This window comes from Amycolatopsis sp. WAC 04182 (assembly GCF_003947465.1).
Taxonomy (GTDB): domain Bacteria; phylum Actinomycetota; class Actinomycetes; order Mycobacteriales; family Pseudonocardiaceae; genus Amycolatopsis.
On sequence record NZ_QHJJ01000004.1, the window covers coordinates 995,450 to 1,021,307 of the forward strand.

Annotated in this window: 27 protein-coding genes and 1 pseudogene; 11 read left to right on the plus strand and 17 right to left on the minus strand. The window is 68.5% G+C overall.

Translation table 11 applies throughout. The annotated features are described in order from the left end of the window. Position 1: 1 nt before the first annotated feature. Positions 2-1,129: a folate-binding protein YgfZ gene (locus DMH01_RS25055; protein WP_125679647.1), complete on the minus strand. Its 1,128-nt coding sequence runs from the start codon at positions 1,127-1,129 to the stop codon at positions 2-4. A 30-nt stretch (positions 1,130-1,159) separates the two neighbouring features. Between DMH01_RS25055 and DMH01_RS25060 the strand changes: the two genes are divergently transcribed. Beyond that, positions 1,160-2,014 carry an aminodeoxychorismate lyase gene (locus DMH01_RS25060; protein WP_125679648.1) on the plus strand — a complete coding sequence of 285 codons (855 nt, stop codon included), beginning with the start codon at positions 1,160-1,162 and terminating at the stop codon, positions 2,012-2,014. A gap of 110 nt (positions 2,015-2,124) precedes the next feature. Here DMH01_RS25060 and DMH01_RS25065 read toward each other — a convergent pair whose 3' ends face one another. From DMH01_RS25065 to DMH01_RS25105, 9 genes are all read right to left on the minus strand, one after another. After that, on the minus strand, positions 2,125-2,538 hold the full coding sequence (locus DMH01_RS25065) for a hypothetical protein (RefSeq protein WP_125679649.1): 414 nt from the start codon (positions 2,536-2,538) through the stop codon (positions 2,125-2,127). Beyond that, the gene (locus DMH01_RS25070) at positions 2,526-3,398 is read right to left on the minus strand and encodes a biotin-dependent carboxyltransferase family protein (protein WP_125679650.1); all 873 of its coding nucleotides are present in this window, start codon (positions 3,396-3,398) and stop codon (positions 2,526-2,528) included. The genes DMH01_RS25065 and DMH01_RS25070 overlap by 13 nt, the downstream gene beginning before the upstream one ends. Next, entirely contained in the window at positions 3,395-4,006 is a 612-nt protein-coding gene (gene pxpB / locus DMH01_RS25075; RefSeq protein ID WP_125679651.1) for a 5-oxoprolinase subunit PxpB, read from the minus strand. The genes DMH01_RS25070 and pxpB overlap by 4 nt, the downstream gene beginning before the upstream one ends. A gap of 10 nt (positions 4,007-4,016) precedes the next feature. Then, positions 4,017-4,640, minus strand: a complete 624-nt coding sequence (locus DMH01_RS25080; RefSeq protein WP_125679652.1) for an FABP family protein — start codon at positions 4,638-4,640, stop codon at positions 4,017-4,019. 252 nt (positions 4,641-4,892) lie between these two features. Further along, positions 4,893-5,201, minus strand: coding sequence for a DUF1416 domain-containing protein (locus tag DMH01_RS25085; RefSeq protein ID WP_125679653.1), 309 nt, complete (start codon positions 5,199-5,201; stop codon positions 4,893-4,895). Continuing rightward, positions 5,201-6,037 (minus strand): sulfurtransferase, encoded by an 837-nt coding sequence (locus DMH01_RS25090; protein ID WP_034312619.1) that lies wholly within the window; start codon positions 6,035-6,037, stop codon positions 5,201-5,203. Before DMH01_RS25090 ends, DMH01_RS25085 begins: the two co-directional genes overlap by 1 nt. 22 nt (positions 6,038-6,059) lie before the next feature. Continuing rightward, positions 6,060-6,494, minus strand: a complete 435-nt coding sequence (locus DMH01_RS25095) for a DUF4395 domain-containing protein (RefSeq protein WP_125679654.1) — start codon at positions 6,492-6,494, stop codon at positions 6,060-6,062. A gap of 229 nt (positions 6,495-6,723) precedes the next feature. Further along, on the minus strand, positions 6,724-7,143 hold the full coding sequence (locus tag DMH01_RS25100) for a thioredoxin family protein (RefSeq protein WP_125679655.1): 420 nt from the start codon (positions 7,141-7,143) through the stop codon (positions 6,724-6,726). Between the two features lie 7 nt (positions 7,144-7,150). Beyond that, a complete protein-coding gene (locus tag DMH01_RS25105) occupies positions 7,151-8,044 on the minus strand; it encodes a DUF2993 domain-containing protein (RefSeq protein ID WP_125679656.1) in 894 nt (297 codons plus the stop codon). Positions 8,045-8,187: 143 nt separating this feature from the next. Between DMH01_RS25105 and DMH01_RS25110 the strand changes: the two genes are divergently transcribed. From DMH01_RS25110 to pstB, 6 genes are all read left to right on the plus strand, one after another. Further along, positions 8,188-8,943, plus strand: coding sequence for a response regulator transcription factor (locus DMH01_RS25110; RefSeq protein WP_125679657.1), 756 nt, complete (start codon positions 8,188-8,190; stop codon positions 8,941-8,943). Between the two features lie 63 nt (positions 8,944-9,006). After that, positions 9,007-9,882 carry a mycothiol synthase gene (mshD, locus tag DMH01_RS25115; RefSeq protein WP_125679658.1) on the plus strand — a complete coding sequence of 292 codons (876 nt, stop codon included), beginning with the start codon at positions 9,007-9,009 and terminating at the stop codon, positions 9,880-9,882. Between the two features lie 229 nt (positions 9,883-10,111). After that, on the plus strand, positions 10,112-11,236 hold the full coding sequence (pstS, locus tag DMH01_RS25120; RefSeq protein ID WP_125679659.1) for a phosphate ABC transporter substrate-binding protein PstS: 1,125 nt from the start codon (positions 10,112-10,114) through the stop codon (positions 11,234-11,236). A gap of 200 nt (positions 11,237-11,436) precedes the next feature. Then, on the plus strand, positions 11,437-12,354 hold the full coding sequence (pstC, locus tag DMH01_RS25125) for a phosphate ABC transporter permease subunit PstC (RefSeq protein WP_016338002.1): 918 nt from the start codon (positions 11,437-11,439) through the stop codon (positions 12,352-12,354). 2 nt (positions 12,355-12,356) lie between these two features. Next, positions 12,357-13,274, plus strand: coding sequence for a phosphate ABC transporter permease PstA (gene pstA / locus DMH01_RS25130; protein ID WP_125679660.1), 918 nt, complete (start codon positions 12,357-12,359; stop codon positions 13,272-13,274). Between the two features lie 10 nt (positions 13,275-13,284). After that, on the plus strand, positions 13,285-14,061 hold the full coding sequence (gene pstB / locus DMH01_RS25135; RefSeq protein ID WP_125679661.1) for a phosphate ABC transporter ATP-binding protein PstB: 777 nt from the start codon (positions 13,285-13,287) through the stop codon (positions 14,059-14,061). Between the two features lie 543 nt (positions 14,062-14,604). On the opposite strand, the gene phoU is transcribed toward pstB, so the two are convergent. The 6 genes from phoU to dusB form a co-directional block, all read right to left on the minus strand. After that, complete coding sequence (phoU, locus tag DMH01_RS25140; protein WP_125679662.1) at positions 14,605-15,267, minus strand: phosphate signaling complex protein PhoU; 663 nt, start codon at positions 15,265-15,267, stop codon at positions 14,605-14,607. A gap of 80 nt (positions 15,268-15,347) precedes the next feature. Further along, positions 15,348-16,748, minus strand: coding sequence for an LCP family protein (locus DMH01_RS25145; protein ID WP_125679867.1), 1,401 nt, complete (start codon positions 16,746-16,748; stop codon positions 15,348-15,350). 818 nt (positions 16,749-17,566) lie between these two features. Beyond that, complete coding sequence (locus DMH01_RS25150) at positions 17,567-18,295, minus strand: GGDEF domain-containing protein (RefSeq protein ID WP_125679663.1); 729 nt, start codon at positions 18,293-18,295, stop codon at positions 17,567-17,569. A gap of 65 nt (positions 18,296-18,360) precedes the next feature. Then, positions 18,361-18,972 carry an isopentenyl-diphosphate Delta-isomerase gene (idi, locus tag DMH01_RS25155; protein WP_125679664.1) on the minus strand — a complete coding sequence of 204 codons (612 nt, stop codon included), beginning with the start codon at positions 18,970-18,972 and terminating at the stop codon, positions 18,361-18,363. Positions 18,973-19,030: 58 nt separating this feature from the next. Further along, positions 19,031-19,864, minus strand: a complete 834-nt coding sequence (locus tag DMH01_RS25160) for an alpha/beta fold hydrolase (protein ID WP_125679665.1) — start codon at positions 19,862-19,864, stop codon at positions 19,031-19,033. Positions 19,865-19,885: 21 nt separating this feature from the next. Further along, complete coding sequence (dusB, locus tag DMH01_RS25165; RefSeq protein ID WP_125679666.1) at positions 19,886-21,031, minus strand: tRNA dihydrouridine synthase DusB; 1,146 nt, start codon at positions 21,029-21,031, stop codon at positions 19,886-19,888. A gap of 216 nt (positions 21,032-21,247) precedes the next feature. Between dusB and DMH01_RS25170 the strand changes: the two genes are divergently transcribed. The 4 genes and pseudogenes from DMH01_RS25170 to DMH01_RS25185 all read left to right on the plus strand — a co-directional run bounded on the left by DMH01_RS25170 (position 21,248) and on the right by DMH01_RS25185 (position 25,242). Then, entirely contained in the window at positions 21,248-21,823 is a 576-nt protein-coding gene (locus DMH01_RS25170) for a hypothetical protein (RefSeq protein ID WP_125679667.1), read from the plus strand. Between the two features lie 150 nt (positions 21,824-21,973). Beyond that, positions 21,974-22,730, plus strand: a pseudogene (gene uppS / locus DMH01_RS25175) (polyprenyl diphosphate synthase). Positions 22,731-22,802: 72 nt separating this feature from the next. Next, positions 22,803-24,797, plus strand: coding sequence for a DUF2339 domain-containing protein (locus DMH01_RS25180; protein WP_125679668.1), 1,995 nt, complete (start codon positions 22,803-22,805; stop codon positions 24,795-24,797). A 43-nt stretch (positions 24,798-24,840) separates the two neighbouring features. Next, positions 24,841-25,242 carry a TIGR03667 family PPOX class F420-dependent oxidoreductase gene (locus DMH01_RS25185; RefSeq protein WP_125679669.1) on the plus strand — a complete coding sequence of 134 codons (402 nt, stop codon included), beginning with the start codon at positions 24,841-24,843 and terminating at the stop codon, positions 25,240-25,242. Here the strand turns inward: DMH01_RS25185 and DMH01_RS25190 are convergent. Further along, positions 25,239-25,790, minus strand: coding sequence for a superoxide dismutase family protein (locus tag DMH01_RS25190; protein ID WP_125679670.1), 552 nt, complete (start codon positions 25,788-25,790; stop codon positions 25,239-25,241). The genes DMH01_RS25185 and DMH01_RS25190 overlap by 4 nt on opposite strands. Positions 25,791-25,858 lie beyond the last annotated feature (68 nt).

Genomic DNA, 25,858 nt, shown 5'->3' on the forward strand with positions numbered 1-25,858 from the left:
ACTAGCCCCGCAGCCGCTGAGCCGCTTCCCGTCCAGGCGCCGGAGCCTCACCGGGCACCGAGTCCGGGTCGATGGCCGCCTGCACGACGCGATCCTCGGCGCCCACCAGCAGTTCCGCGCCCGGCTGCGTCGAGCGTTTGACCAGTGCCAGCGCGATCGGGCCCAGTTCGTGGTGCTGCACCACGCTGCCGACGCGGCCGACCGTCCGCTCGCCGAGCATCACCGGGTCGCCGGTTTCCGGCGTGATCTCCGGCGAACCGTCCAGGTGCAGCAGCGCCATGTACCGCGGGGGCCGCCCGACGTTGTGGACCTTCGCGACGGTCTCCTGCCCGCGGTAGCAGCCCTTCGCGACGTGCGCGGCCGAGTCGACCCAGTTCACTTCGTGCGGGATCGTGCGATCGTCGGTGTCGAGGCCCAGCCGCGGCCGCAGCGACTCGACCCGCAGCGCGTCGAACGCCCAGCTGCCCGCAGGGCGCGCGCCCGCGTCGGTCAGGCGCCGCCACCAGTCGGCGAGTTCGGCGCGGGGGACGGCGAGGTCGACGCTGTATCGCCCCGGCCACGGCATCCGCCGCACGAAACCGCCGGGGATCGCCACGACCGAATACGGTTCCGAGCCAACGGAGACGCCGACGGAGTCCAGCACACGGTCCGCTTCGGGACCGAGGACGGTCAGCAGCGCCAGCTCATCCGAGACATCGCGGATGTCCACTTTGGACCAGAACTTCATCGCTTCGAGGTACTCGCGCAGCGGCTGCTTGCCCCCGGACGGCAGTGCGCTGGAGGCCACCGCGCCCCTGTCGCTGTCCAGCCACACCGTGCCGTCCGCGTGCGCGACGACCATGTGCGTGTCGACGCGGCCTTGGCTGTCCAGCACGAGCGCCTCGGTGCCGGTGCCCTCGGCGAGCCCGGTGACGTGCTGCGAGATCACCAAATGCAGCCAGGACAACCGTTCTTCCCCGGTCACGGCCAGGATTTCGCGGTGCGATCGGTCGATCACGACCGCGCCGCGCGCGGCCGTCCGTTGCTCGGCGAAGGGGTCACCCCAATGCCACGGGACACCCTCTTCCGGATGCCCGTCGGGTGCCGCGATCGGTCCGGGAAGGTCGAGCAGGGGGGAGCGGTAGGGCATGAAACCCATGCTAGTGAGTACCGTGTCCCCATGCGCGTGCTTGCCTTCCTCGACGGGACCCTGGCCGACCCCGAAGCCGCTCACCTGCGGGTGGACGATCTCGGACTGCTCCGCGGCGACGGCGTGTTCGAGACGATCCTCGTCGTCGACGGACGGCCCCGCGAACTCCGCCCGCACCTCGAGCGGCTGGCCCGTTCCGCGGCCATGCTCGACCTGCCGGAGCCGGACCTCGCCGCCTGGGAGCGCGCCGCGCAGGTCGTCATCGACAACTGGTCCGGCCCGGCCGAGATCGCGCTGAAACTGGTGTACACCAGGGGAATCGACGGCGATCCGGAGGCGAAGCCGTTCGGGTTCGCACTCGGCGTGGAGATCGACGAGAAGGTCCAGCGGGCCCGCGTCGAAGGCGTCGCGGCGATCACTCTCGAGCGCGGTATCGAGCCCGACCTCGCCGAGCGCGCGCCGTGGCTGCTGCTGGGCGCGAAGTCGATTTCGTACGGCGTCAACATGGCCGCGCTGCGGGAGGCGGGCCGCCGTGGCGCGAGCGATGTGATTTTCACCGCCGCCGACGGCACGGTCTTCGAAGGGCCGACGTCGACGGTCGTCCTCGCGAAGGACAAGACGCTCTACACGCCGCCGGCGACCATCGGCATCCTGCCGGGCACGACGCAGGCGGCGCTGTTCCGCGGCGCCGAGCGCGCGGGTTGGTCGGTCAAGGTCGAGCCGCTGAAGGTCTCGGACCTCACCGGGGGCGAAGGGCTGTTCCTCGCGTCGTCGGTCCGCAAGCTGACCAGGGTGCACACGCTCGACGGCGCCGCGCTCACCGACTCCAGCGCGATCCACGCCGAGCTGGCCGCCGCGTACGAGAGCGAGTACGCGATCAGCTGAGCGTCGCTCGCAGCTTGGCATGATCCGGAGGAACACGCGCCACGGCGCAGGTCAGCCGTTCGGGTGCGACCGAGGCCCGGGCCGCGGATCACGGAACCGTGCGGCGTCCATCAGTTGAGCGGGCTGATGATCAGCAGGTGCGGCAGGATCGCTTCTTCGCGGTAGGCCGCGATCTTGTGGTGCCCATCGAGGATGACCGCGGCTTCGGTGGTCTCCAGCACGATGGCGACCGGCCGGTGACCGCTCTTGATCGCCGTCCGGTAGTAGCCGACACGGGACACGTCGGTGGGCGGCCAGTCGGCGCTCGGGGTCAGGTAGCGGTCCTCGGCCAGCCGTTCGGGTCCGGCCACCTGGTATTCGCCGTCGGCGAAGAGATCGAGAAGCGGGCGGAGCGTATCGCCGAGCGGGCGTCGCATCTGACCGGTGGCCAGCGCGATCCGCAGCGACTGCGGAAGCTCTGGTTGGGTGGGGACCGAATTCGTGTCGATGACACCTGTGCCACCGTCGACCTTTACCTGTTCCACACCCTCGTGGACGAGTGAAAGCGGAGAAGGGTTCCGGGTCTGGCCTGTGCGAGGGCCGGGAGTGACGCCTGTCTCACCACGGCCGCCACCGGATAACCACCGGTAGTTGGATGATCCGCCAAGAACACCACCGGCAATCCGTTCGGCGGAACCTGCACGGCACCGGTCACCAGGCCCTCGCTCGGCAGTTCCCGCTCCGCGTATTCGTGCCCGCGAGTCAACGCGGGTCCGTCGAGCCGGAGCCCGACGCGGTTGGATTCCGCCGTCACCGTCCAGGTCTTCGCGAGGCCCGCCGCCGGATCCTCGAACCAGTGCGCCCGTGGGCCCGGGTCCACCCGCACGACCAGTTCCGCCGGTGCCGTCGTGGGCAGAACGACGTCGGCGCCGCCGGACACGGACGACGGGCCGAGCGGCAGGAAGTCGCCCTTCTTCAGCGGCGCGGGGCCGATCTCCGAGAGGACGTCCCGCGACCGGCTGCCGAGTTCCGCGTCGACCATGATGCCGCCGGAAACCGCCAGGTAGCAGCGTAATCCGGTGGCAGGCGCGCCGATCGCCACGACCTGACCCGGCGCCAGCCACACCGGAGCGTGCGAGCCGACGGGGCGCCCGTCCACCTCGACGGCGACGGAAGGGCCGGTCACCGCGACCGTGCAGGACGTCGTCGCGCGCAGCCGCGGCCCGCCGAACAGGCATTCCACGCCGGCCGCGTCCTCGGCGTTGCCGACGAGCCGGTTGGCCAGTTTCAGCGCCGGGACGTCCAGCGCGCCCGACGGAGGCACGCCGAGATGCGCGTAGCCGGGCCTGCCGAGATCTTGGATCAGCGCGAGCGGGCCGGTCTCGAGCACTTCGATGGCCCTCATCCGGCGCTCCGGAACCGCACGCGGTCGCCGGGCGCCAGCAGCGCGGGCCGGTCGGCGCGGGGATCGAACAGGACGGTGCGGGTGTGGCCGATCAGCCGCCAGCCGCCGGGCGAGACGCGGGGGTACACGCCGGTGAACTCGCCCGCGATGCCGACCGAGCCCGGCGGCACGCGAGTGCGCGGGGCCGACAGCCGCGGCTGCCGCAGCGGCTCGGGAAGTCCGGTCAGGTAACCGAATCCGGGCGCGAACCCGGTGAAGGCCACGGTGTAGACGGCGCCGGTGTGCAACCGCACAACGTCCTCAGTGGACACTCCGGCGTCCCGTGCGGCGAGTTCGAGGTCTTCGCCGTCATAGGTCACGTCGAGCGTGATCTCGCGGGATTCGCCTTCCGGCGGATGTTCGAGGTCGGCGTCCGCGAGCAGTTCGCGGACGGCCGCGAGGGCGCCGGAACCCGGGATCTCCACCACGAGCAGGCTGCGGGCGCCGGGCACGAGTTCGGCGATCCCGGGCGGGCGCGCGGACGTGACCGTCGCGTGCGCCGCCATCGACTCGGCGAGGGAAGCGCAGTCGAGCAGGGCGGCGTGCTCGCCGTAGGCACGCCACCGCATGGGAAGAGGGTCAGCCCACCACGCGACGCAGCAGCGCCGACGTGTGCGGCTGCAGTTCCTGGCCCATCATCGCGCGCTCCTCGACGTAGCCGAGTTCGCCGTTGACGATGCCGTAGAGCCGCTGCGAAGCCGTGACGTCCTTGGCGGACGAAGTGCGGACGACCGCGTCGGTGCCGAGCTCCCAGGCCGGGACCGAGGCCTTGCCCCGCGGCTTGCCGTAGAAGAGTTCCACGATGCCGGTGTTGTGGGTCAGCAGCAGTTCGATCGTGTCGTCGGCCTGCGGGCGCCAGAACCCGGACTCGCGCGCGGCCGGACGGATGACCTTGCCGTCCTCGTCGAGCAGCCAGGCTCGCGCCTCGTGCGTGAGGAACGGGCGGCCGTCGTGCGCGATGGTCAGCTGCATGCCGAACCGGTACGGGCCTTCGATGGTCGGGTAGTCGACCTCGCCCTCGCCGCGCCAGACGCCGACGAGCGGCAGGAGCGCCAGGCAGGCGTCGTTGAGGTTCGCTCCTTCGCGCAGGTTCGCCGTGTCGCCCGGGATGGGCATGTCGTCGAACTGCGGAAGGTTCCGGTCGCGCGTGTTCTCCGCGCGCTTTTCCGCGGCCTGGATGGCCTCGTCGCCACTAGCCGTCATGGGTCAGCGCTGGTCCGCGTAAAGCCGGTAGACGACGTACACGGCGAACCAGGTGATCGCGACGCCGGCGAGCACCAGCAGGGTCGTAAACAGGATCTCCACGCCACGCACTTTAGTCGCTACCTGCCCGGACGGGCCTGCCGAGGTCGCGTGGCCGTGGCCACAGGGGCTGAAGGACGCTTTCACCGCATCAGACGCGACGAAGGGGCCCTTCACCGCTGGAGAAGCGGTGAAGGGCCCCTTCAGCCCGTCTTAGGCGACCGAAATGGCGAGCTGGTGCACGCCGGGTCCCTGCGCGGTCACCGAGGCCTCGCCGTTGCCGGAGCGGTGCAGCGCGCGCACCGTCCAGTCACCGGGGGCCGCGTAGAAGCGGAAATCGCCGTCGGCCGACGAGACCACCTCGCCGGTGAAGTCGCCGCCGCCGTCCAGCAACCGGACGAAGGCGCCGCCGACGGGGCCCTCCGCGCCGGTCACCTTGCCGGCCAGCACGACCTGGCCGCGGGTGTCGTAATCGGCGGGCGTGGCCTCCTGGGCCGGTGCGCCGCAGCTGTCGTCTGCCATCACTTGGCTCCCAACTCGACCGGCACGCCGACGAGCGAGCCGTATTCCGTCCACGAACCGTCGTAGTTCTTCACCTGGTCGTAGCCGAGGAGCTCGTGCAGCGCGAACCACGCGATGGACGAACGCTCACCGATCCGGCAGTACGCGATCGTGGCCTTCGACTCGTCGAGGCCCTCGTCGGAGTACAGCTCCTTGATCTCTTCCTCGGTCTTGAAGGTGCCGTCCTCGTTGGCGACCTTCGCCCACGGGACGTTCAGCGCGCCGGGGATGTGGCCCGGGACCTGCGACTGCTCCTGCGGCAGGTGCGCCGGGGCGAGCAGCTTGCCGGAGAACTCGTCGGGCGAGCGCACGTCGACGTAGTTGCTCTTGCCGATCTCGGCGACGACCTCGTCGCGGAACGCGCGGATCGAGAGGTCCTGCTCCTTGGCCTTGTACTCGGTCGGCTCGCGCTTGACCTCGTCCGAGTTCAGCTCGCGGCCGTCGAGCTCCCACTTCTTGCGGCCGCCGTCGAGCAGTTGCACCTTGTCGTGGCCGTAGAGCTTGAAGTACCAGTACGCGTACGCGGCGAACCAGTTGTTGTTGCCGCCGTAGAGGATCACGCGGTCGTCGTTCGAGATGCCCTTCTCGGACAGCAGCTTCTCGAAGCCTTCCTTGTTGACGAAGTCGCGGCGGACGCCGTCCTGCAGGTCCTTGCGCCAGTCGAACTTCACCGCACCGCGGATGTGTCCGTTGTCGTACGCGGTCGTGTCCTCGTCGACCTCGATGAACACGACACCCGGGGTGTCCAGGTTCTCCTCGGCCCACTGGGTGGTGACCAGGACGTCTTCACGGCTCATGGGAGCTGACTCTCTTTCTGGGTTAGGACGCGCGAGGGCTGGGGCTGAAACGCTTGATGAGCAGGTACATCTCGCAACCGAGACAGAAGTTGAACGCCGCGTTGAGGAAGGCCGCGAGCAGCGCGAACGCCGTCGCGACGAAGCCGAGCGCGGTCAGGCCGGTGGCGAAACCGACGGTGCCGACGACGGCGAACACGAATCCGACGGCCTGCGCGAACCGCAGCGGGGCGGCGTCCTCGCGTTCGGTCGCCGGGCCGAGCCGCGGCGCGACGAGGTGGCGATAGAGCAGGGAGTACGGCGCCGGCTTCAGTCCGATGAAGGCACCGATCGCGAACACCACCGCCTGCGCCGCGAGCAGTGGCCACCACTGGGTGATGAGCACGACCGCGAGCACGATCGTCGTCAGGATGGCGGCGAAACGCGGACCACGGGGGTCGACGGCCGGTCCTGCGGACATGGTTCCTCCTGCGAACGAGAGGGAGAAGATGCGTACCGGAAGAGGCACGCGCGGCGGCTGAGCGCGATCAGCGAGCCGGACACAGGCTGCTGCGAACGCGGCACAGGTCCACTGCGCGGCGCTGGGTCAGCAGGGTTCGGGGCAGCCGGTTCACGGGCACGAGGGTACGCAGAGCTCCCTCAGGTTGGGAACCGTGTTCACACCTTGGGACGCTTCCCAAAATTCGGGATCAGGCGTTCGCCAGATGGGGCTTCAGGGCTTCGAGAAGGTCCTGACCTCGGGGAACGCCGCCGACGCGGAAGACCTCCCGGCCGTCCGCGGTCAAGGCCAGGGTCGTCGGGGTTCGCAGCACCGACAGCGCCTGGGCGACTTCGGGGGTTTCGGTGACGTCGAGATCGACGTGGGTCAGGCCGTCGGTCTTCTCCGCGAGCGCGGACAGGATCGCGCGGGTGTGGCGGCACGGCGCGCAGAACGTCGTGGAGATCTGGACCAGGGTGACGCCGTCGGGCGCGAGGGCGTCCGCGACACGGCCGGGCAGTGTGGGCGCGCTGGACTTCGCCGCGCGGATGCGGCCGTTGCGCGCCTGCAGCAGCGCGCCCGCCACCCCGCCGAGCACCAGCACGCCCAGCAGCACCCACACCCCGGTCATCCGCAAGTCACCCCTGAGGCTTCGCTCCGCTGAAGGCGACGTTCTTGCCTTCACCCTTGATGGTCACCGAGCCGCTGTTCACCCGCACCGACGTCGGGGTCACCGAGAACGGCATCGCGCCCGTGTCGATGGTCGCGTTGAAGTTCGGCAGCAGCGCGTCCTGTACGGCCTGGGGAACGACGGTGGTCTCCTTGTCATTCCCGAACTGGAGCCGCTTCGGTTCGAGGCGGATCTTCTGCCCGTCCAGTTCGATCATCGCGAAGCAGAAGATCTCCACCTTCTGCCCGGCGATCTGCACATTGCCCGAAACCCGGATCCCGGTGCTGGCGGTGTCGACCGGCTCGCCGTTCTCGTTCGTCGCGGTCGGCTTCGTCTCGCCCTGCCCGCTGTCGCCGTTGCGGACGTAGTCCTCGGTGACGGGCTCGATCTTCAGGTTCTCGATCTTGTCCAGCGGCGCCTGGCGCGCGATGTCCGCGGCCTTGATCGTCACCTCGCCCTTGAGCGTGCCGATGACGATCGACTTCGTGTTGCCGGACGTCAGATCCGACAGCGGGGCGGTGACGTCGCTCAGGTCGGCGTTGAAGTCCACGTCCCGCAGCCGCGGCGGGACGGCGACGCCCTGGGCGTTGATCGTGATGTGACTGTAGTCACCGGAAAGGGCCTGGGTCAGGAACGGGAAACCGTGCACCGTGACCGCCGGATCGTTGGCCAGTTCCAGCTGCTGACGGGCCTTCTGGGAGATCGTGTGCTCGGCGAACGCCGCCGCCCCGAAATCGGCCCCGACCAGCAGCACCACCAGCACCGCGAGGGCGATGAGCCAGCCCCGGCCACGGCGCTTTCCTCGCTTGGCCGGCCGGCCGGAAGACGGTCGGTCGTCACGCGCCACGGGCCTGCTCACCATTGTGTCGAATCTCCTTCGTAAACCTCTTTGGCCAGGTGTGATCGATCCAGCACGGGGTAGGTCCTCGGCTGTTCACCCGCTATTCTCACCAAGCACCGGCTGTAGCCACGTTCGAGGCGACCACGACTGAAGGCGGTGCGGCGATGAGCCTGGACCTTCTGGTACTGACCGCGGAAGCAGATGCCACCACGGTATTGCCCGCTCTGGATCTGCTGCCCCACACCGTACGCGTCCGTGCTCCGGAAGTGACCGCGCTGCTCGACGCCGGCCACCGCGACGTCATCGTCCTCGACGCCCGCAGTGATCTCGCGTCCGCGAAGAGCCTCTGCCGTCTGCTCAAGGGCGCCGGTGAGGACGAAACCTCCACGCCGGTCATCGCCGTCGTCGGCGAGGGCGGGCTGGTCGCGGTCAGCGCGGAATGGCGCACCGACGACATCCTTCTCCCGACGGCCGGTCCCGCCGAGGTCGACGCCCGGCTGCGGCTGGTCACCACCCGCGACGGCGGCGCCTCGCAGGTCGACGCCGAGCTCCGGGTCGGCGAGTTGGTCATCGACGAGGCGACGTACACCGCGAAGCTGCGCAAGCGCACCCTCGAACTGACGTACAAGGAGTTCGAGCTCCTCAAGTACCTCGCCCAGCACGCCGGCCGGGTGTTCACCCGCGCTCAGCTGCTGCAGGAGGTCTGGGGTTACGACTTCTTCGGCGGCACGCGCACGGTCGACGTCCACGTCCGGCGCCTGCGCGCGAAGCTGGGGCCGGAGCACGAGCAGATGATCGGGACCGTGCGCAACGTCGGCTACAAGTTCGAGCGGCCCTCGAAGGGCAACACCGCCGCGGCCAAGCAGGCCATCGCCCCGGACGCGAGCGTCTACGAGCCGACCGAGCTTTCCGCGCACTGAGTCCCCTCTCCTGCCTGACAAGACGTCCGGGCGGGCACCGGGTTCCCCGGTAGGGTCGGTTTCATGCTTGATCTGGTGTGGACCCGTGAACCGGAAACGGAAGAGATCCGCCGCTTCCTGCTCGCCGTGCGCGAGGCCGACGGCCGTCCGGAGGACACCGGGTTCGCCGGCGGGCAGCATCTTCTGGGGCGCCTCGACGGTGAGTTGGTCGCGTACGCGCACCTGGACACCGAAGGCGACTCGCACGGCAATCAGGTCGCCGAACTGTTCGTGCACCCGGCGCATCGCCGTTCCGGGCACGGCAGGGCACTCACCAAGGCGCTCGTCGACCACGTCGCGGGGAAACCGCTGCGCGTCTGGGCGCACGGCGACCACCCCGCCGCCGTCCATCTCGCCGGGACCGAAGGCTTCGAGCGCGCCCGCGAGCTGCTGATCCTCCACGCGGACGTCGAGACCGCCGACTGGCCGGAGCCCGTGACGCGCGAAGGTGTCACGCTGCGCACGTTGGTCCCCGGGCAGGACGAGGAAGCGATGGTCCGCGTCAACGCGCGCGCCTTCGACTGGCATCCCGAGCAGGGCGCGCTGACCGCCGACGAGGTCCGGGCGACCGAGAAGGAAGCCTGGTTCGACCCCGAGGGCTTCTTCCTCGCGGAAGAGGACGGGAAGGTCATCGGCTTCCACTGGACGAAGGTCCACGAAGCCGTCCCCGGCCGCTTCGGCGGCGAGCCCGCGGGCGAGGTCTACGTCGTCGGCATCGATCCGGACGCCCAGGGCGGCGGTCTCGGGAAGGCGCTCACGCTCGCCGGGCTGCGGTACCTCCGTGATCGCGGGCTGGGCCAAGTGATCTTGTACGTCGAAGGCGACAACGCGCCGGCACTGGCGGTCTATTCGAAGCTCGGCTTCACCCGATACGAGGTAGACGTCCAATACGCTCGGTAACGGCGTTCACACGTGCGGCACTTGACCGGTCACGGAGAGCAGACGCGCAGGTCACGGCTGGGACACGGGCCACTTTCGGAGTAGTCGCGCTGCTCACATCGGCCGCCTTGTTCACCTGTCGTTCACCCTTAGACGGTCGCCTGTCCACTGTCGGTGCTTAGTGTCCGGGTCCGGAAGGAACGCTCCCGTTCCACCGATCCGGCGAAAGTCTCCCAGTGGAGGAAATGCAGTGAAGATCATGCGGCCCGCGGGCGCGATCGGCATCGTGGCCACCGCCGCCCTCGTGCTCGGCGCCTGTGGATCCGACCCGGCGGCGACCAAGCCCGGCAGCACCGGTGCCGCCGCCGCCCCCAGCGGCGCGGCGAACGTCGAATGCGGTGGCAAGAGCCCGCTTTCGGCCGAGGGCTCGTCCGCGCAGAAGAACGCGATCGACATCTTCGTGCAGGCTTACGCCGCCAAGTGCTCCGGCCAGAAGGTGAACTACAACCCGAGCGGTTCGGGCGCCGGCATCAAGCAGTTCAACGCGAACCAGGTCGACTTCGCCGGTTCGGACTCGCCCCTCAAGGACGAAGAGGCCGAGAAGGCCAAGGCCCGGTGCGCCTCCGACGCGTGGAACCTCCCGCTCGTCGTCGGCCCGGTCGCCGTCGCCTACAAGCTTTCCGGGGTCGACAAGCTGACCCTGACCCCCGAGGTCACCGCCAAGATCTTCAACGGTGGCATCACCAAGTGGAACGACCCGGCCATCAAGGCGGTCAAGGGCAACGAGAGCCTCAACCTGCCGGACAAGGCCATCCAGGTCATCTCGCGCACCGACGAGTCGGGCACCACCGACAACTTCCAGAAGTACCTGAAGGTCGCGTCCAAGGGCGCCTGGACCCAGGGTGACGGCAAGAAGTTCAACGGCGGTGTCGGCAACGGCGCGGAGAAGTCCAACGGTGTCGCCAACGCGGTGAAGTCCGCCGACGGCGCCATCACCTACGTCGAGTCCGCGTTCGCGAAGGACGGCATCAGCACCGCCCTCATCGACAGCGGCTCCGGCGGTGTCGAGCTCAACGCGGCGAACGTCGCCAAGTCCCTCGACGCGGCGAAGTTCAAGAAGGAGGGCACGAACGACCTGGCCCTCGACCTGGACTCGATCTACTCCAGCAACGTCCCGGGCGCCTACCCGGTCATCCTGGCCACCTACGAGATCGTGTGCTCCAAGTACGCGGACGCCGAGGTCGCCAAGGCCGTCAAGGCCTTCCTGAACGTCGCCGCCACCGACGGTCAGAAGCCGCTTTCGGAAAAGGGCTACGTGCCGATCCCGCAGAGCCTGCAGGACAAGGTCCTGACCGCCGTCAAGGCCATCGCCTGACCCCTCCGGTTGATCGGTAAAGACAGGCTGGACAGAAGTAGTCGATGAGCGATTCATCTTCGCCCAGAACGCCCACCGGCGACCCCGGTGGGCGTTCTGGCGTCCGCGAGACCTTCACGGAGGACCCGATTTCGGAGCAATCTGCCGCGTCACCACCCGAGAAGTCCTCGGTGCGACTCGCGAGCCCCAATTCCAGGACGGTGCGACCCGGTGACCGCATCTTCCAGATCCTGACCACCGGAGCCGGCGTCTTCGTCGTCTCGCTGATCGGCCTGATCGGGTTGTTCCTGCTGGTGCAGGCCATCCCGGCGCTCCAGGCCGACAACGTGAACTTCCTGACCAGCCAGGTCTGGCAGACCACCCCGGACGACATGCGGTTCGGGATCATGGGCCTGCTGCTGGTCACGGTGTACTCGTCCCTGCTGGCGCTGATCATCGCGATGCCGATCTCGCTCGGGATCGCCCTCTTCCTCACGCAGTACGCGCCGAAGCGGCTGGCGCGGCCGTTCGCGTACGTGATCGACCTGCTCGCCGCGGTCCCCTCGATCATCTACGGCCTGTGGGGCCTGATGGTCTTCGCGCCGGCGATCGAGCCCTTCTCCCAATGGGTCAACGACACCTTCTCGTGGATCCCGCTGTTCGCGGCGGGCAACGTCTCGCCGGACCTGCGCGGCACCATCTTCACCGCGGGCATCGTGCTGGCCGTGATGATCCTGCCGATCATCACCTCGCTGTCCCGTGAGGTGTTCGAGCGGACCCCGACCCCGCATATCGAGGGCGCGCTGGCGCTGGGCGCCACTCGCTGGGAGGTCATCCGCACCACGGTGCTCCCGTTCGGCAAGGCGGGCTACATCGGCGCTTCGATGCTCGGCCTCGGACGCGCGCTCGGTGAGACGATCGCGCTCGCGATCATCCTGACCGGCGCGGTCGGCCGCGAGTTCACCTGGAGCCTCTTCGACGGCGGCGCCACGTTCGCGTCGAAGATCGCGGCGGACTACGCGGAACTCAACAACGAGATCTCGGCGGGCGCGTACATCGCGGCAGGTCTCGTGCTGTTCCTGCTGACGCTCGTCGTCAACTTCATCGCGCGATCCGTCATCGCCAAGAAGGGGGACTGAGCATGTCCACCACGCTCGAGAAGACCCCCGCCACCACCCCCGCCTTCCAGCAGGTCAGCCTGGCCAGGAAGGTCAAGAACGGCTTCGCCACGACATTGATCTGGCTGTCGTTTCTGATCGCCGTCGTGCCGCTGGTGTGGCTGCTCGCCACCGTGGTCATCAACGGTGTCAAGCGGATCCCCTACAGCAACTGGTGGACCGAGGACTTCGGCTCGGTGCTGTCGGACGAGGTCGGCGGCGGCGTGCTGCACGCGGTGATCGGTTCGGTGCTGCAGGGCCTGGTCTGCGCGATCATCGCGGTCCCGATCGGCATGCTGGTCGCGATCTACCTGGTCGAGTACGGCCGCGGCAAACTCGCGAAGATCACCACGTTCATGGTCGACATCCTCTCCGGTGTCCCCTCGATCGTCGCGGCGCTGTTCATCTACGCCCTGTGGATCACCACGTTCGGCCTCCCGCGCAGCGGTTTCGCCGTGTCGCTCGCCCTGGTGCTGCTGATGATCCCGGTGGTCGTGCGCTCCTCGGAGGAGATGCTGCGGATCGTCCCGGACGACCTGCGCGAAGCCTCCTACGCGCTCGGCGTGCCGAAGTGGAAGACGATCATGAAGATCGTCCTGCCGACCGCGCTGTCCGGCATCATCGGCGGCATCATGATGGCGCTCGCCCGGGTCATGGGCGAGACCGCGCCGCTGCTGGTCCTCGTGGGCTACTCCGCCTACGTGAACTGGGACATCTTCGGTGGCGAGCAGGCCGCTCTGCCGCTTCTGATGAACAACGAACGGGTCAGCAACCCGTTCGACGAAGGTACCGTCGCGTTCGACCGGATCTGGGGTGCCGCGCTCACCCTGGTGCTGATCATCGCGATCGTGAACCTCCTCGCCATGCTCTTTGCCCGTCTTGTCGCCCCGAAGAAGAAGTGAGCTGTTTGAGATGGCCAAACGAATCGACGTCAAAGACGTGGACATCTACTACGGCAAATTCCACGCCGTGGACGGCGTCACCCTCTCGGTGCCGCCGCGGAACGTCACCGCGTTCATCGGCCCGTCGGGCTGCGGCAAGTCGACCGTCCTGCGCACGCTGAACCGCATGCACGAGGTCATCCCCGGCGCCCGCGTCGAGGGTGAGGTGCTGCTCGACGGCGAGGACATCTACGGCGCCGGGGTCGACCCGGTGCAGGTCCGCCGCACGATCGGCATGGTGTTCCAGCGGCCCAACCCGTTCCCGACGATGTCCATCCGCGACAACGTCGTGGCAGGCCTGCGCCTGGGCGGCGCCAAGGGCAAGAAGGAACTCGACGAGGTCGCCGAGCGCGCGCTGCGCGGCGCGAACCTGTGGAACGAGGTCAAGGACCGGCTGAACAAGCCGGGCGGCGGCCTCTCCGGTGGTCAGCAGCAGCGGCTCTGCATCGCGCGGGCGATCGCCGTGCGGCCCGACGTGCTGCTGATGGACGAGCCGTGCTCCGCGCTCGACCCGATCTCGACCCTCGCCATCGAGGACCTGATCGGTGAGCTCAAGAAGGAGTACACGATCGTCATCGTGACGCACAACATGCAGCAGGCGGCGCGGGTGTCGGACCAGACCGCGTTCTTCAACCTGGCCGGCGTCGGCCAGCCGGGTCGCCTGGTGGAGCTGAACGACACCGAGAAGATCTTCTCGAACCCGGACGAGAAGGCGACCGAGGACTACATCTCGGGTCGCTTCGGCTGAGTCTCTTTTTTTCGCGTGAAGGCCTCCTTCCCACGGCTGAGCCGTGGGAAGGAGGCCTTCACGCGCTTGGGGGTCTTGGAGCGGGCGGGAGTCTGTGCGAGGTTGCGAAAGCCACTTTCGCAACGTTGAAGGTTGCGAAAGTGGCTTTCGCAACCCCCACCCGGCGGCAACACGCGCGAGGCGCTCGGTACCGGCGCCCGTGCCCGCCCGAAGTACATGAAGGCCCCCTTCCTTGCGCCAGGCGCAAGGAAGGGGGCCTTCATGTACTGGGCAAGGTGTGAAGGTCGAGTTCCACGCGCGACCGCTGTGCCTGCTGCGGCCGCTGGTGTACCTGGGGCGAGAGCGGCGATCCTGAAGGTAGTGAAGGAGGCCTTCACGACCCGCGCGAGGTCGGCCCGAGCATGTCGCGAAAGCCACTTTCGCGACGTCAGATGTCCCGAAAGTGGCTTTCGCGACACGCTGAAGGTGGCTTTGGGGGCCGTGACGTGACGAAGGGGCCCTTCACCGCGTGAGATGCGGTGAAGGGCCCCTTCGCGACAGAAATTACAGCTCGTCGGGTCCGTAGCCGGGCATCTTGCCGGTCACCACGAAGATCATCCGGCGCGCGACCGAGACGGCGTGGTCGGCGAAGCGCTCGTAGAAGCGGCCCAGCAGGGTGACGTCCACGGCCGCGGCGACGCCGTGGTCCCAGTTGCGGTCCATGATGACCGTGAACAGGTGCTTGTGGATCTCGTCGACCTCGTCGTCGTCCGACTCGATCGTGCGGGCGGCCTCGACGTCCTTGGACTTGATGACCTGCTCGACCTGGCGGGCCAGGCTCACGCCGACCTCGCCCATCTTGGCGAAGTCCGCCTTCACCTCGTCGGGCAGCACGGGGTCCGGGTGACGGCGGCGCGCGGCCTTGGCCACGTGCAGCGCCAGATCGCCCATCCGCTCCAGGCTCTCCGCCGCGTGGATCGCGGCGAGGACGGTCCGCAGGTCGGTCGCGACAGGTGCCTGCAGGGCCAGCAGCGCGTACGCCTGCTCCTCGCATTCGGCGCGCGCGTCGTCGACCTTCGCGTCGTCGCTGATCACCTGCTCGGCGAGTCCGAGATCGACCTCGAGCAACGCCCGGGTCGCCCGCTCCATCGCGTCGGCGACCTGGAGCGACATGCTCGCTAGGTTCTCGGCGAGCTGTTCGAGTTCGACATGGTAAGCCTCACGCATGGCCCAACCCTACGGGGAACAGGGGCCAAAAGCCGCATCCCAGAGTGAACCCGACGTGAACCCGGACTAACGAATGATCCTCAGCCTGAGCTGCTGCTCTTCTTGGCGCCGCCGGACTTGGCGGAGCTGGTCGGAGTGGACGCCGTGTCGCCGGCGGGAGGCGCCGGCGCCTTCTCTTCCAGCGGGGTGTTGTTGATCAGCGCGTCGAAGACGGCCTTCGCCTTGCTCTGGACCAGCACCTCGTTGCCGCGTTTGTTCGCCTCTTCGGTGGTGGGCACGGTCAGGAACTTGACCTTGTCCGAGCCCATCCCGCGCATCGACTTCGCCAGCGTCATCATCTGCTTGATGCCGAGGTTCTCGCCGAAGGTGGCCTTGGCGAACGCGTCGATGAACCCGCTGAGCTTGCCGGTGTCCAGGATCACGTCCTTCGACATCACGGTCTTCAGCAGCGCGCCGAGGAAGGCCTGCTGCCGTTTGATCCGGCCGTAGTCCGACGTCGGGTCGCCCTTGACGTGCCGCGCCCGGACGTAGTTCAGCGCCTGGTCGCCGGAGATCCGGACCTCGCCCGCCTGCGGGATGATCATGCCGAGCGTGGTGTCGTCGACCGGCTTCTCGTTGTACACGGTGACGCCCTGCACGGCGTCGACCATGGATTTGAAGCCGTTGAAGTCGATCCCGACGAAGTGGTTCATCTTCATGCCGGTGATCTGCTGGATGACCTTCGTGACGCACTGCGGGCCGCCGACCGCGTAGGCCGTGTTCAGCTTCGCGATCTTCTGCGCCGGCGAGGTCTCCTCCGAGTACGACGACGTCGCCGGGTCCCAGCGCTTGCATTCGGGGCGGCTGATCTCGAGGTCGCGCGGGAAGGAAACCATGACGACGCGCTGCCGGTCGGCGGGGACGTGCGCGATCATGACCGTGTCCGAACGGGCGCCCGGGGTGCCGTCGGCATCGCCGACACCGTCCTCGGCGGCCGCGCCGTCACGGGAGTCGGAGCCGACCATCAGGAAGTTCTCGTCGCCGGTCTGGCCCGCGGCGTCCTGGATGTCGGCCGAGTCTTCGTCGAGCGAAGCGACGGTGTTGAACTTCGCGTCGAACCAGGTCTGGGCGCCCCACGCCGAACCGATGGAGAGGAACACGAGCGCGGCGACCACGGCGGCGGCGATCCGGCCCGCCTTGGCCGTCTGGCGGGTCTTGCGTTCCTTCTTCTCCTGCAGACGGGTCTGCGGCGCCGATTCCTCGGCGGCTTCCGCAGGCGCGGAATCGGCCGTGACCACCCGCTGCAAGGCCGTGCGGGTCTGCTCCAGCAGCGCGGCGGGGCGGGCGGCGAGCCGTTCGCGGCGCTCGCGTTTCTTGGCCTCTTCGGCCTCGAGTTCGTCGTGCGCGGCGGAGAACCGGGCCAGCGTGTGGTCGATCTTGCGCTTGGTGATCGTCGCGTCGTCGATCGCCTCGAGCTCGTCGGTCATGGTGAGCCGGTCCATCTCGGACCTCGGCGGGACGCCGGGCGACGGCGGCGGGACCGGTGCCTGCTGCACCGGCCGCTGCACGGGGCGGCGGGGACGACGCGGAGGCGGCGGTGCCGCGGGCTGCTGCTGCGCGCCCGGGTTCACCAACGGCGGACGGCGCTGAGTCGGCGCCTCGGGACCGGGTGCGGCCTGTGTGGCGCGACGCGGCTGGCGCGCGCGAGGGGGACGCGGGGTCTCGGCGGGCTGCGGGCTCCGCGGCGGCGTCTGTGCCCGCGGCGTGGCGGGTTTGGCCGCGCGAGGCGCGGGCGCCGGGCTCTCGACGGGCGCGGCCGGACGGGGGCGACGAGGTGCGGGCGGCTCCTGTCGAGCGGCGCGCGCACCGGGTCTCGGAGGCTCGGGCGCCGGTTCATTCTGCCGGAGACGGCGCGGAGCGGGCGCGTCGGCGGAGGGATCGAAGACCGGGCGTTCACCGGTGTGACGTGCGACGACGTCGGAAACGCTGATCCCGCCGTGGGTGTCCATCGAGCGGCGCCTGCCCCTGCGGCCGCGTTCGCCGGCGCTTATGTCCGTGTGACTGTGGCGACCGGTCCCCGGGTTGTGGTGCTCGTCGGGCACTCGGTCTCCTTTCACGACTCGTCGAAGCTCTTTCGTTATCGTACGGACACCTCGGGTTCGTGACGACAACCATCCCGGAATTTTCTTCACTCAAGGTACCGAGAAGCGCCGAACGGTCCATGCGATCGGGTGAGCGGTCGTGGTTAAAGCTGCGTTAAAAGGTACGAAACCGCTACGCAGAGTGCGACGGGTGACTGTGTGGGTGGGCAGCGAGTTGGCTAGGCGCCCGCGGACTCGGCCGCGTTCATCGCCTGAGGAATCGTCCGTGACGATTCCTCGTCCTGATAGGCCACTTTGTTTCTTCCCGCCCGTTTCGCCATATACAACAAAGCGTCGGCGCTGCGCAACTGCCGTTCCGGTTCCGCCGCGATATCCGGTTCCGCGCGGCTTTCGTGCGCGAGTCCCACGCTGATCGTCACCGTGAGGCCGGGGCGGATCCGGCGCCACGGATGGCGGGCCACCCGGATACGGGCGGTGTCGGCGATACGCACCGCGCGGGCGGCGTCGACGTCGGGGATGACGAGCGCGAACTCCTCACCGCCGTAGCGGGCGCAGAACGCCTCCGGCGGAAGTCCTTGCTGCAGGAGGTCGGCCACTTCGCGGAGCACACGGTCGCCGACCAGGTGTCCGAAAGTGTCGTTGACCTCCTTGAACAGGTCCAGATCGACCAAGGCGATGGCGACGCCGGGCGGGCCGCGGTGGTCGACGGCAGGGCCGTGCAGCCACTGATCGAGGTAGCGGCGGTTGTAACTGGACGTCAGGGTGTCCCGGAGGCTGCCTGCCCTGGCTAGGTCCAAAGCGGACTTGAGGTGGTGGTACGCGCGGCGCCAGTCACCCTGCGTGGCGAGGACTCGCGCGATCGACTCGTGCAGGCTGAGCAGATCGGTGGTCGGCGCGCCCGAGGGGAGCGCGGCCTCGTCGTCGGCTGCCACGCTCACCTCCGCCACGAATTGGTTTTCGTCGTATAGGAGGGATCTCTTGAGGTATGAGTACGGGCCAAAGTGAATATCGCTCAAGAGGACGACGGTTCGGCGCCATTGTCACGCACCGGAGTGCCGTTCTGTAAGGACGAAAACGGCTCAGTGTCTTTGAGCTGCGAAAACTGATCTTTCGCCCAGTAACTCACGTCAGTCACATCGTCATTCAGCAACAGTGCGTAATCATTCCAGCTCAGCCAGCGCCAGTCGCCGACCTCGTCCGGATGCGGTTCCGGATCTTCGTCGACCCAGGCGACGAAGACGGGGCAGAACTCGTTCTCGACCACGCCTTCGAACGGTGGCGTCGAGTAGCGATAGGACGGAAGGACGCACCGGAGTCCGTTCAGCCGGGGCAAGCCGAGCTCGAAGGCGGCCCGGCGCCGGACGGCCTCCTCGATCGGTTCACCCGGTGCGGGATGCCCGCAGACACTGTTGGTCCATACCCGGGGCCACACCTTCTTACCGGCGGCGCGGCTGGTGATCAGCAGGGCCTGGTCGCTGCTGCGCAGCAGATAGCAGGAGAACGCGAGATGCAGCCGGGTGTTCTCGTGGTGGGCAGCCAGTTTGGGCGCGGTTTCGCCGGTCGGCTCACCGTCCTCGGTGACGTAGACGATACGTTCGGTGTCCACTTCGGTCATGTTGTTCATCGGCCCCACTGAACCAGCAGGCCCGCTGTAACCGGTACCGCGACCAGAGTTACCCCTGTTAGTGGGATGAGAGGTGCTCCACGAGCAAAGAAGTGACGGCTTCGGGTGCCTCTTCCACCACCCAGTGTGAGACGTCCTCGATCATCTCGAAGCGGTACGGGCCGGTGACCCGGTTCGCGGTGTCGAGCGCGGCCGTCGAGCCGAAGGCGGCGTCCTCGGTGCTCCAGATGTAGAGCGTCGGTACCTCGATCGGGCCGATCTTCCCGCCCGGACGGCCGGCGCGGTACCAGTTGAGTGCGGCGGTCAGGGCGCCCGGTTCGGACAGGCGCCGGACGTACTCGTCGACCTTGCTCGGCGACACCTTCCAGTCGAACATGCGGCGCAGCGCGTCGGCGTCGTTCTCGAGCATCCGCCGTTCGGTGACCCGGGTCTGCCGCCATTCGGTCATGTACCCCGAACGGAGGTGCTGGTCCTCGTCGGTCTTCATGGCCTCCGCCAGCGCCGCCGGATGCGGCGTCGAAATCACGGCGAGACTGCGAAGCCTGCCGGGATGCGCGTCGGCCGTCCACCACGCGACAGCGCCGCCCCAGTCGTGCCCGACGAGATCGAATTCCTTCCACCCCAAGCGATCCGCGATCGCGATGACGTCGCCGACGAGGTGGTCGATGTTGTACTCGGACGCCTGTTCCGGCCGGACGTCCGGGGAGTAGCCGCGCTGATCCGGGGCCACCGCGCGATAGCCGAGCACGCCCAGTGTCGCGACCTGGTGCTCCCATTCCACCGCGGCCTCGGGAAAGCCGTGCAGCAGCAGGACAGGGCGGCCGTCCTCGGGGCCGGCCGCGATGGCGTCGAAGGAACCGGCGTCGGTGGGGATGCTCAGCTGCTCGATCACGACGCCGACTTTACGGAATGGCTAGCCGCCCGAATGCGTGTCCTCGGCCTCGGGCACGCAGTCGTCGTCGGGATCATCGAGCCAGCCGTGCGGCAGCGTGACCTTGCCCGGCGAGCCCTGCCGCCCGCGCGGCCCGGTGGCGGCGCTGGGGAACGGGGCGTCGTGGTCGAGCTTGGCGATGAGATCGTCGAGTTCGTCCATGCTGGACAACATCGCGAAACCGCGGCGAAGTTCGGAGCCGACCGGGAAACCCATGAAGTACCAAGCCATGTGCTTGCGGATGTCGCGCATGGCCTTGTCGTGGCCGTCGTGCTCGACGAGGAGTTCCGTGTGGCGGCGCAGCACCTTCGCGACCTCGCCGAGATTCGGCGGCGTGGGCTGCGGGCGCCCGGCGAAGGCGGCTTCCAATTCGCCGAACAGCCACGGCCTGCCGAGGCAGCCGCGGCCGACCACGACGCCGTCGCAGCCGGTCTCGTCGACCATGCGCAACGCGTCCTCGGCGGAGAAGATGTCGCCGTTGCCGAGCACTGGAATGCTGGTGACCGCTTCCTTGAGCGCCGCGATCTTCGTCCAGTCGGCCTGGCCGGAGTAGCGCTGCGCGGCGGTGCGCGCGTGCAGGCTGACCGCCGCCGCCCCCTCCGCCTCGGCGATGCGCCCGGCGTCGAGGTAGGTCAGGTGGTCGTCGTCGATGCCGACCCGGAACTTGACCGTGAACGGCACCCCGGCCTCGGCCGCGGCCTTCGCCGACTCGCGCACGATGTCGGCGAACAGCTTGCGCTTGAACGGCAACGCCGCGCCGCCGCCCTTGCGCGTCACCTTCGCCACCGGGCAGCCGAAGTTGCTGTCGATGTGGTCGGCGAGCCCCTCGCCGGTGATGATGCGGACGGCCTCGGCCATCGTCTTGGGGTCGACCCCGTAAAGCTGCATGGACCTGGGCTTTTCGTTCTCGCCGAAGGTCATCATGTGCATCGTGCCGGGGTGGCGCTCGACCACCGCGCGGGCGGTGATCATCTCGCAGACGTAGATGCCGGCGCCGTACTCCTGGCACAACTGCCGGAACGCGACGTTCGTGATGCCCGCCATGGGAGCGAGCACGACCGGCGGATCGACCTCGTAGGGGCCGATCTTCAGGCTGGGCTTGCTCAGGGTGGCTGTCACGTCCTCCATTGTCGCCTGTGGTGTCTGTCACTCGCAGGTGGGCTGGTGGACAGGCTCGTCTGCGGCGTGAGCCCGCGCTGGCACTGTGTGGATTTTGGGACGTCAGATGTCCCAAAATCCACACAGTGGCCGAGTGTTCACACGATTCGCGCGGTGTTGCGGCAACGCGAATCCGGCTGCCGGACCGTACCTATCGAGCGGGGCGGGAATCCCTAGGCTCGGCGGATGTCCGCGCTTCAAGCCTTCGCCGACGAATCCTTCAAAGAAGACGACGACGGTGGTTTCTACGTACTCGCGGCCGCGGTGCTGCCCGTCGAACGGCATGCCGAGCTGCGCAAGGTCATGGTGGGCATGAGGGCCGAACGCACAGGGAAGCTGCATTGGAACGTCTTGGCCGATGCTCAGAAGCGAGCGGTCGTCAAACAGGTCGCCGACTTCGAAGAGCTGCACCTGGTGGCGGTGGGCACGCCGGTGCCAGTGCGACGCCAGGAGCGTGGCCGTTCCCTGTGTATGCAGCGACTGGTGATGGAGCTGCACCTACTCGACGTCGGCCTCTTGGTCGCTGAAGGCCGCACAGCCCAACTTGATGCCCGCGACGTGCGCACCGTCCAGCAGTGCCGCTTTTCCCTGCCTCGAGGCGCCGCGTTTCGCATTCGGCACGTTCGTGGCGCGGCCGAGCCGCTGTTGTGGATTCCGGACATCGTCGCCGGGGCCGTCCGCGCTCGAAGACAGGGAATCCCCGACTACGCCGACCAGTTGGCCACGTGTGCGATCGAGCTGGAGGTCGACACACGTGCCTGATCCCGGATATGCGTAAGGCCAGGGTCCCGGTATTCCCCGGGTGCACCTGGCCCTGCGACTCGTGTGATGCCCACGGCGTCACACTCCACATCAAGCGTAGCTCATGTGCGTTCATAGTGCTGAAGGCCTGATTTCGGTAGCTTCGCCTCCATGAGCGTCCGGACCAGGCTCGACGACCTCTACGCGCGACGGCTCCGCGCCCGCCTCCGCCGAGGTCCGCTGCCGCGGCACGTCGGCGTGATCATCGACGGCAATCGCCGCTGGGCTCGCCAGATGGGGTTCGAGGACGTCCGCGAGGGGCATCGGCACGGCGCCCGGCACATCGCCCGGTTGATGACGTGGTGCGAGGGACTCGGCATCGGGCACGTGACGGTGTACCTCGCTTCGGTCGACAACCTGACGAAGCGCGCGTCGCCGGAGATGGACTTCTTGATGCAGGTGATCGAGGACGTCGTCCGTGACCGGCTCATCGCACCGGGTGCGAACTGGCGTGTCGCCCGTGGGGCGTCTCGACATGTTGCCCTCGTCCACGGCCGAAGTGCTGAAGCGGGCCGAAGAGGACACTCGCGGTGCGACGGGTCCTGAGCTGACTCTCGCGATCGGGTACGGAAGCCGCGAGGAGATCGTCGACGCCGTACGCGATCTCGTGCTCGAAGGGGCCGCGGACGGCAAGTCCCTTGTGGAGATCGCGGAATCGGTTTCCGTGGACGCCCTGTCCGCACATCTGTACACAGTGGGCAGTCCCGATCCGGACCTGATCATCCGGACCAGTGGCGAGGTCCGGCTGTCCGGATTCCTGCTTTGGCAGGCCAAGGATTCCCAGCTGTACTTCTGCGACGCCAACTGGCCGGGCTTCCGGTACCTCGACCTTCTGCGAGCGCTCCGGGTGTGGGCCGGATCGCGATGATCTTGCAGGTCGCGACCACATCGTCATCACGATTGAGTAGTGCTACGGATCCATCGAGGGCTCTCAGGCCGCATGCTGATCGCCATGACCACCGATGGGGATGTGCTCCTCAGGCTCGCCGGGGAGATCGACGACCTTGGGGCCCGCCTCGCGCGGGTCGGCACGGAGCTGCGGACCGTCCGGTCCGCGGCGGAGCCGCAGCACGAAGAGGCACCTGAGCAGGAACCGCAGGCCGAACAGCCCGCGCAGCAGACGCCGCCTCAGGCCGAGCAGGCCTCGCAGCAGGCTCAGCAGCCGCAAGCCGAGCAGCCCCAGGCCCCGCAGCAGCCCGCACCCCAGGTGCCGCCCCAGGCCCAGCAGACCCCGCAGCCGCAGGTGCCGCAGCAGCCGTACCCCCACCCCCAGCACCCGCAGTACGCCCACTACCAGCAGCAATACCAGCAGGCCCAATACCAGCAGGCCCAGTACGCGCAGTGGCAACAGCAGCAGTACCGCCAGCAGTATCAGCAGCCCTACCGCCCGTACCAGCCCGCTCCGAAGGTGTCGCTCGCCGAGAAGCTGGGCAAGGAAGGCGCGGGCAGCAGGTTGCTGGCCTGGATCGGCGGCGCGGTCACGTTGCTCGGCATCGTGCTGTTCCTCGTGCTCGCGATCCAGCGTGGCTGGTTCGGCCCGTTGCCGCGGGTGATCGGCGGTGCCGTGCTCGGCGCGGCGCTGGTCGGGATCGGGCTTCGCCTGCACCGCACGCCGGCGGGCCGCACGGGCGCGTTCGCGCTCGCCGCCACCGGCATCGGCGCGCTGTACCTCGACGCCATCGCCGCGACGACGATGTACGAGTACCTCCCGGCCTACGCCGGTCTCGCGCTCGGGCTCCTGATCGCGGTCGGCGGGTTGCTGCTGGCCGTGCGGTGGAAGTCGTCGCTGCTCGCGACGGCCGTCGTGCTCGGCTGTGTGGTCTGCGCGCCGATCATCACGCAGGGTTTCACCCCGCAGCTGGTCGCGTTCCTGCTGGTGGTCCAGGTCGCTTCGACGCCGGTGCAGCTGCGCCAGTCGTGGCCGTCGGTCGCGGTCGCGGCCGGGATCCCGCCGCTGGTCGCGTCGGTCTTCAGCACGGCGTTCGCCGGTCTCGGTGGCAGCACGGCCAACACCGCCGCCGCGCTGGCCGTAGGAGGCTTGGGACTCGCGTTGGCCCTGATCGTCACCACCAAGCGGCCGGGGGACGCCGCCGCGCTCGTCCTGCTCGCCTTCGCCCCCGCGCCTTCGCTGCTCGCCGCGTTGTTCCTGCCGAAGACCCCGGCCGTGGTCGTCACGGCGTCGGTCGCGCTGGTGCTGCTCGCGGTGTGGGCGGCCGGGCAGTGGCTCGCCGGCTGGACGGGTGATCTCGCGGGCGCCGCCGGGCTGGTCGCGGCCCTCCAGACGACGATGACGCTGTTCGACGGCAGCGCCCGTTCGGCGATCCTCATCGGCGAAGGCGTGTTGCTGGCGCTGGTCGCGCTGTGGACGAAGAAGCACGTGGCGCTCTTCGGCGGGCTGGGCTTCACCGTCATCGGCGGCATGATCGCGCTGGTCTTCGACGTCCCGCCGACGCTCTTCTTCCTGATCCGGAACCGTCCGGACGCCGACCTCGCCGCCGCCTTCCTGGTGGCGCTGGCGATCCTGGCCGTCTCGATCACGCTTCCGTGGGTCGCGCACCGGCTCGGGCTGTTCAAGGGCGCGGCGGAGAACGTGGTGCCGTGGCTCTTCGCCGGGGTCTGCGGGCTCTACGGCGCGGGCGCGATGGTGCTGTGCGGCGCGATGCTGGTCGTTCCCGGCCGTTCGGGTTTCCTGGTCGGCCACGTGGTGATCACGGTGTCCTGGACGGTCGCCGCGCTGGTGCTGCTCGTCCGCGGCATCTCCGCGGTCAACCTGCGGGTGATCGGCTTCGTCCTGGTCGGCGCGGCGGTGCTGAAGCTGGTGCTGTTCGACCTCGCCGCGCTGGACGGCTTGGCCAGGGTCGCCGCCTTCCTCATCGCCGGCCTGGTGCTGCTCGGCGCCGGGTCGCGGTACGCGAAGCTCGTCGCGTCCCGCTGAGCGGACGAGGAAGAAATGCCGCCGGGTCGTGGTTGGTCGGTTCATGAGCTACCGACCCGACCCACGGCTCGCCGAGCGGGCGAAGGAGAACGTCGCCTGGCTGACCACGATCAGCCCGAAGGGACGCCCTTCGCCCCGCCCGGTGTGGTTCGTCCTCGACGGTGACGACATCATCGTCTTCAGTCAGCCGGACACGGCGAAGACCCGGCACATCGAGGCCAACCCGGAGGTCAGCCTCCACTTCAACAGCGACGAGCACGGCGGCTCGATCCTGGTGATCGGCGGCAAGGCCGAGATCCTGCCGGACGGTCTCGCGTCGGAGCAGCCGGGCTTCCTCGAAAAGTACGAGAAGCACTATCCGGCGATCGACTACGACGTCCCGAAATTCGACCGGGAGTACCACGTCCGGATCAGGATCCGGCCCGAGCGTACTTGGGGCTTCTAGAAACCGACGGTCACGCAGGCCAGCCGGGCCCCCGCGGTCCCGGCGTGGCCCGGGTGGGTGTGCGTATGCGTTTCGTGGATCACGATGGAGTTCGCGCGCCGGTCGGTGAACGTCCAGTCCACTTTGGACACAGCGGCGCCGCGGCCGGTGGCGTCGGTGGTGAGGTCGAGCCAGATCTCGTTGCGGGGGTTGGCGTAGGCCGGGTCCACCGACGGCTTCACCGGGTCTTCGACGTTCTGGTAGTGCGGTCCGGCGAGATCACCGGTGGCGCCGCACGGCTTCGTGTGGGCGTGGGCGCCGTATTCGCGGTTGGGCAGCAGGCCGGTCACGAGGACCGCGGTCGAGGTGCCGTGGGCCTTGGACGTCAACCCGAAGACGTGCGCGCGGGCGCCGGGCGGCACCAGTTCGGGTTTGTAGCTCGTGAGGCCGCTCTTGGCGGTGATCACGTGGACGCGGGAGCCGGGGACGGCGGTGGCCGGTCCGGCGCCGGCGGTCAGGGCCAGTGCGGCCGCGGACAGGACAAGCGAGAGTGCGGGGACGGGGCGCATGCCCCTTGCCTAGTCCGCACGAATCGGACACGCCAGGGTGGTCACTCGGTCGGGCGATCATTCTCAAA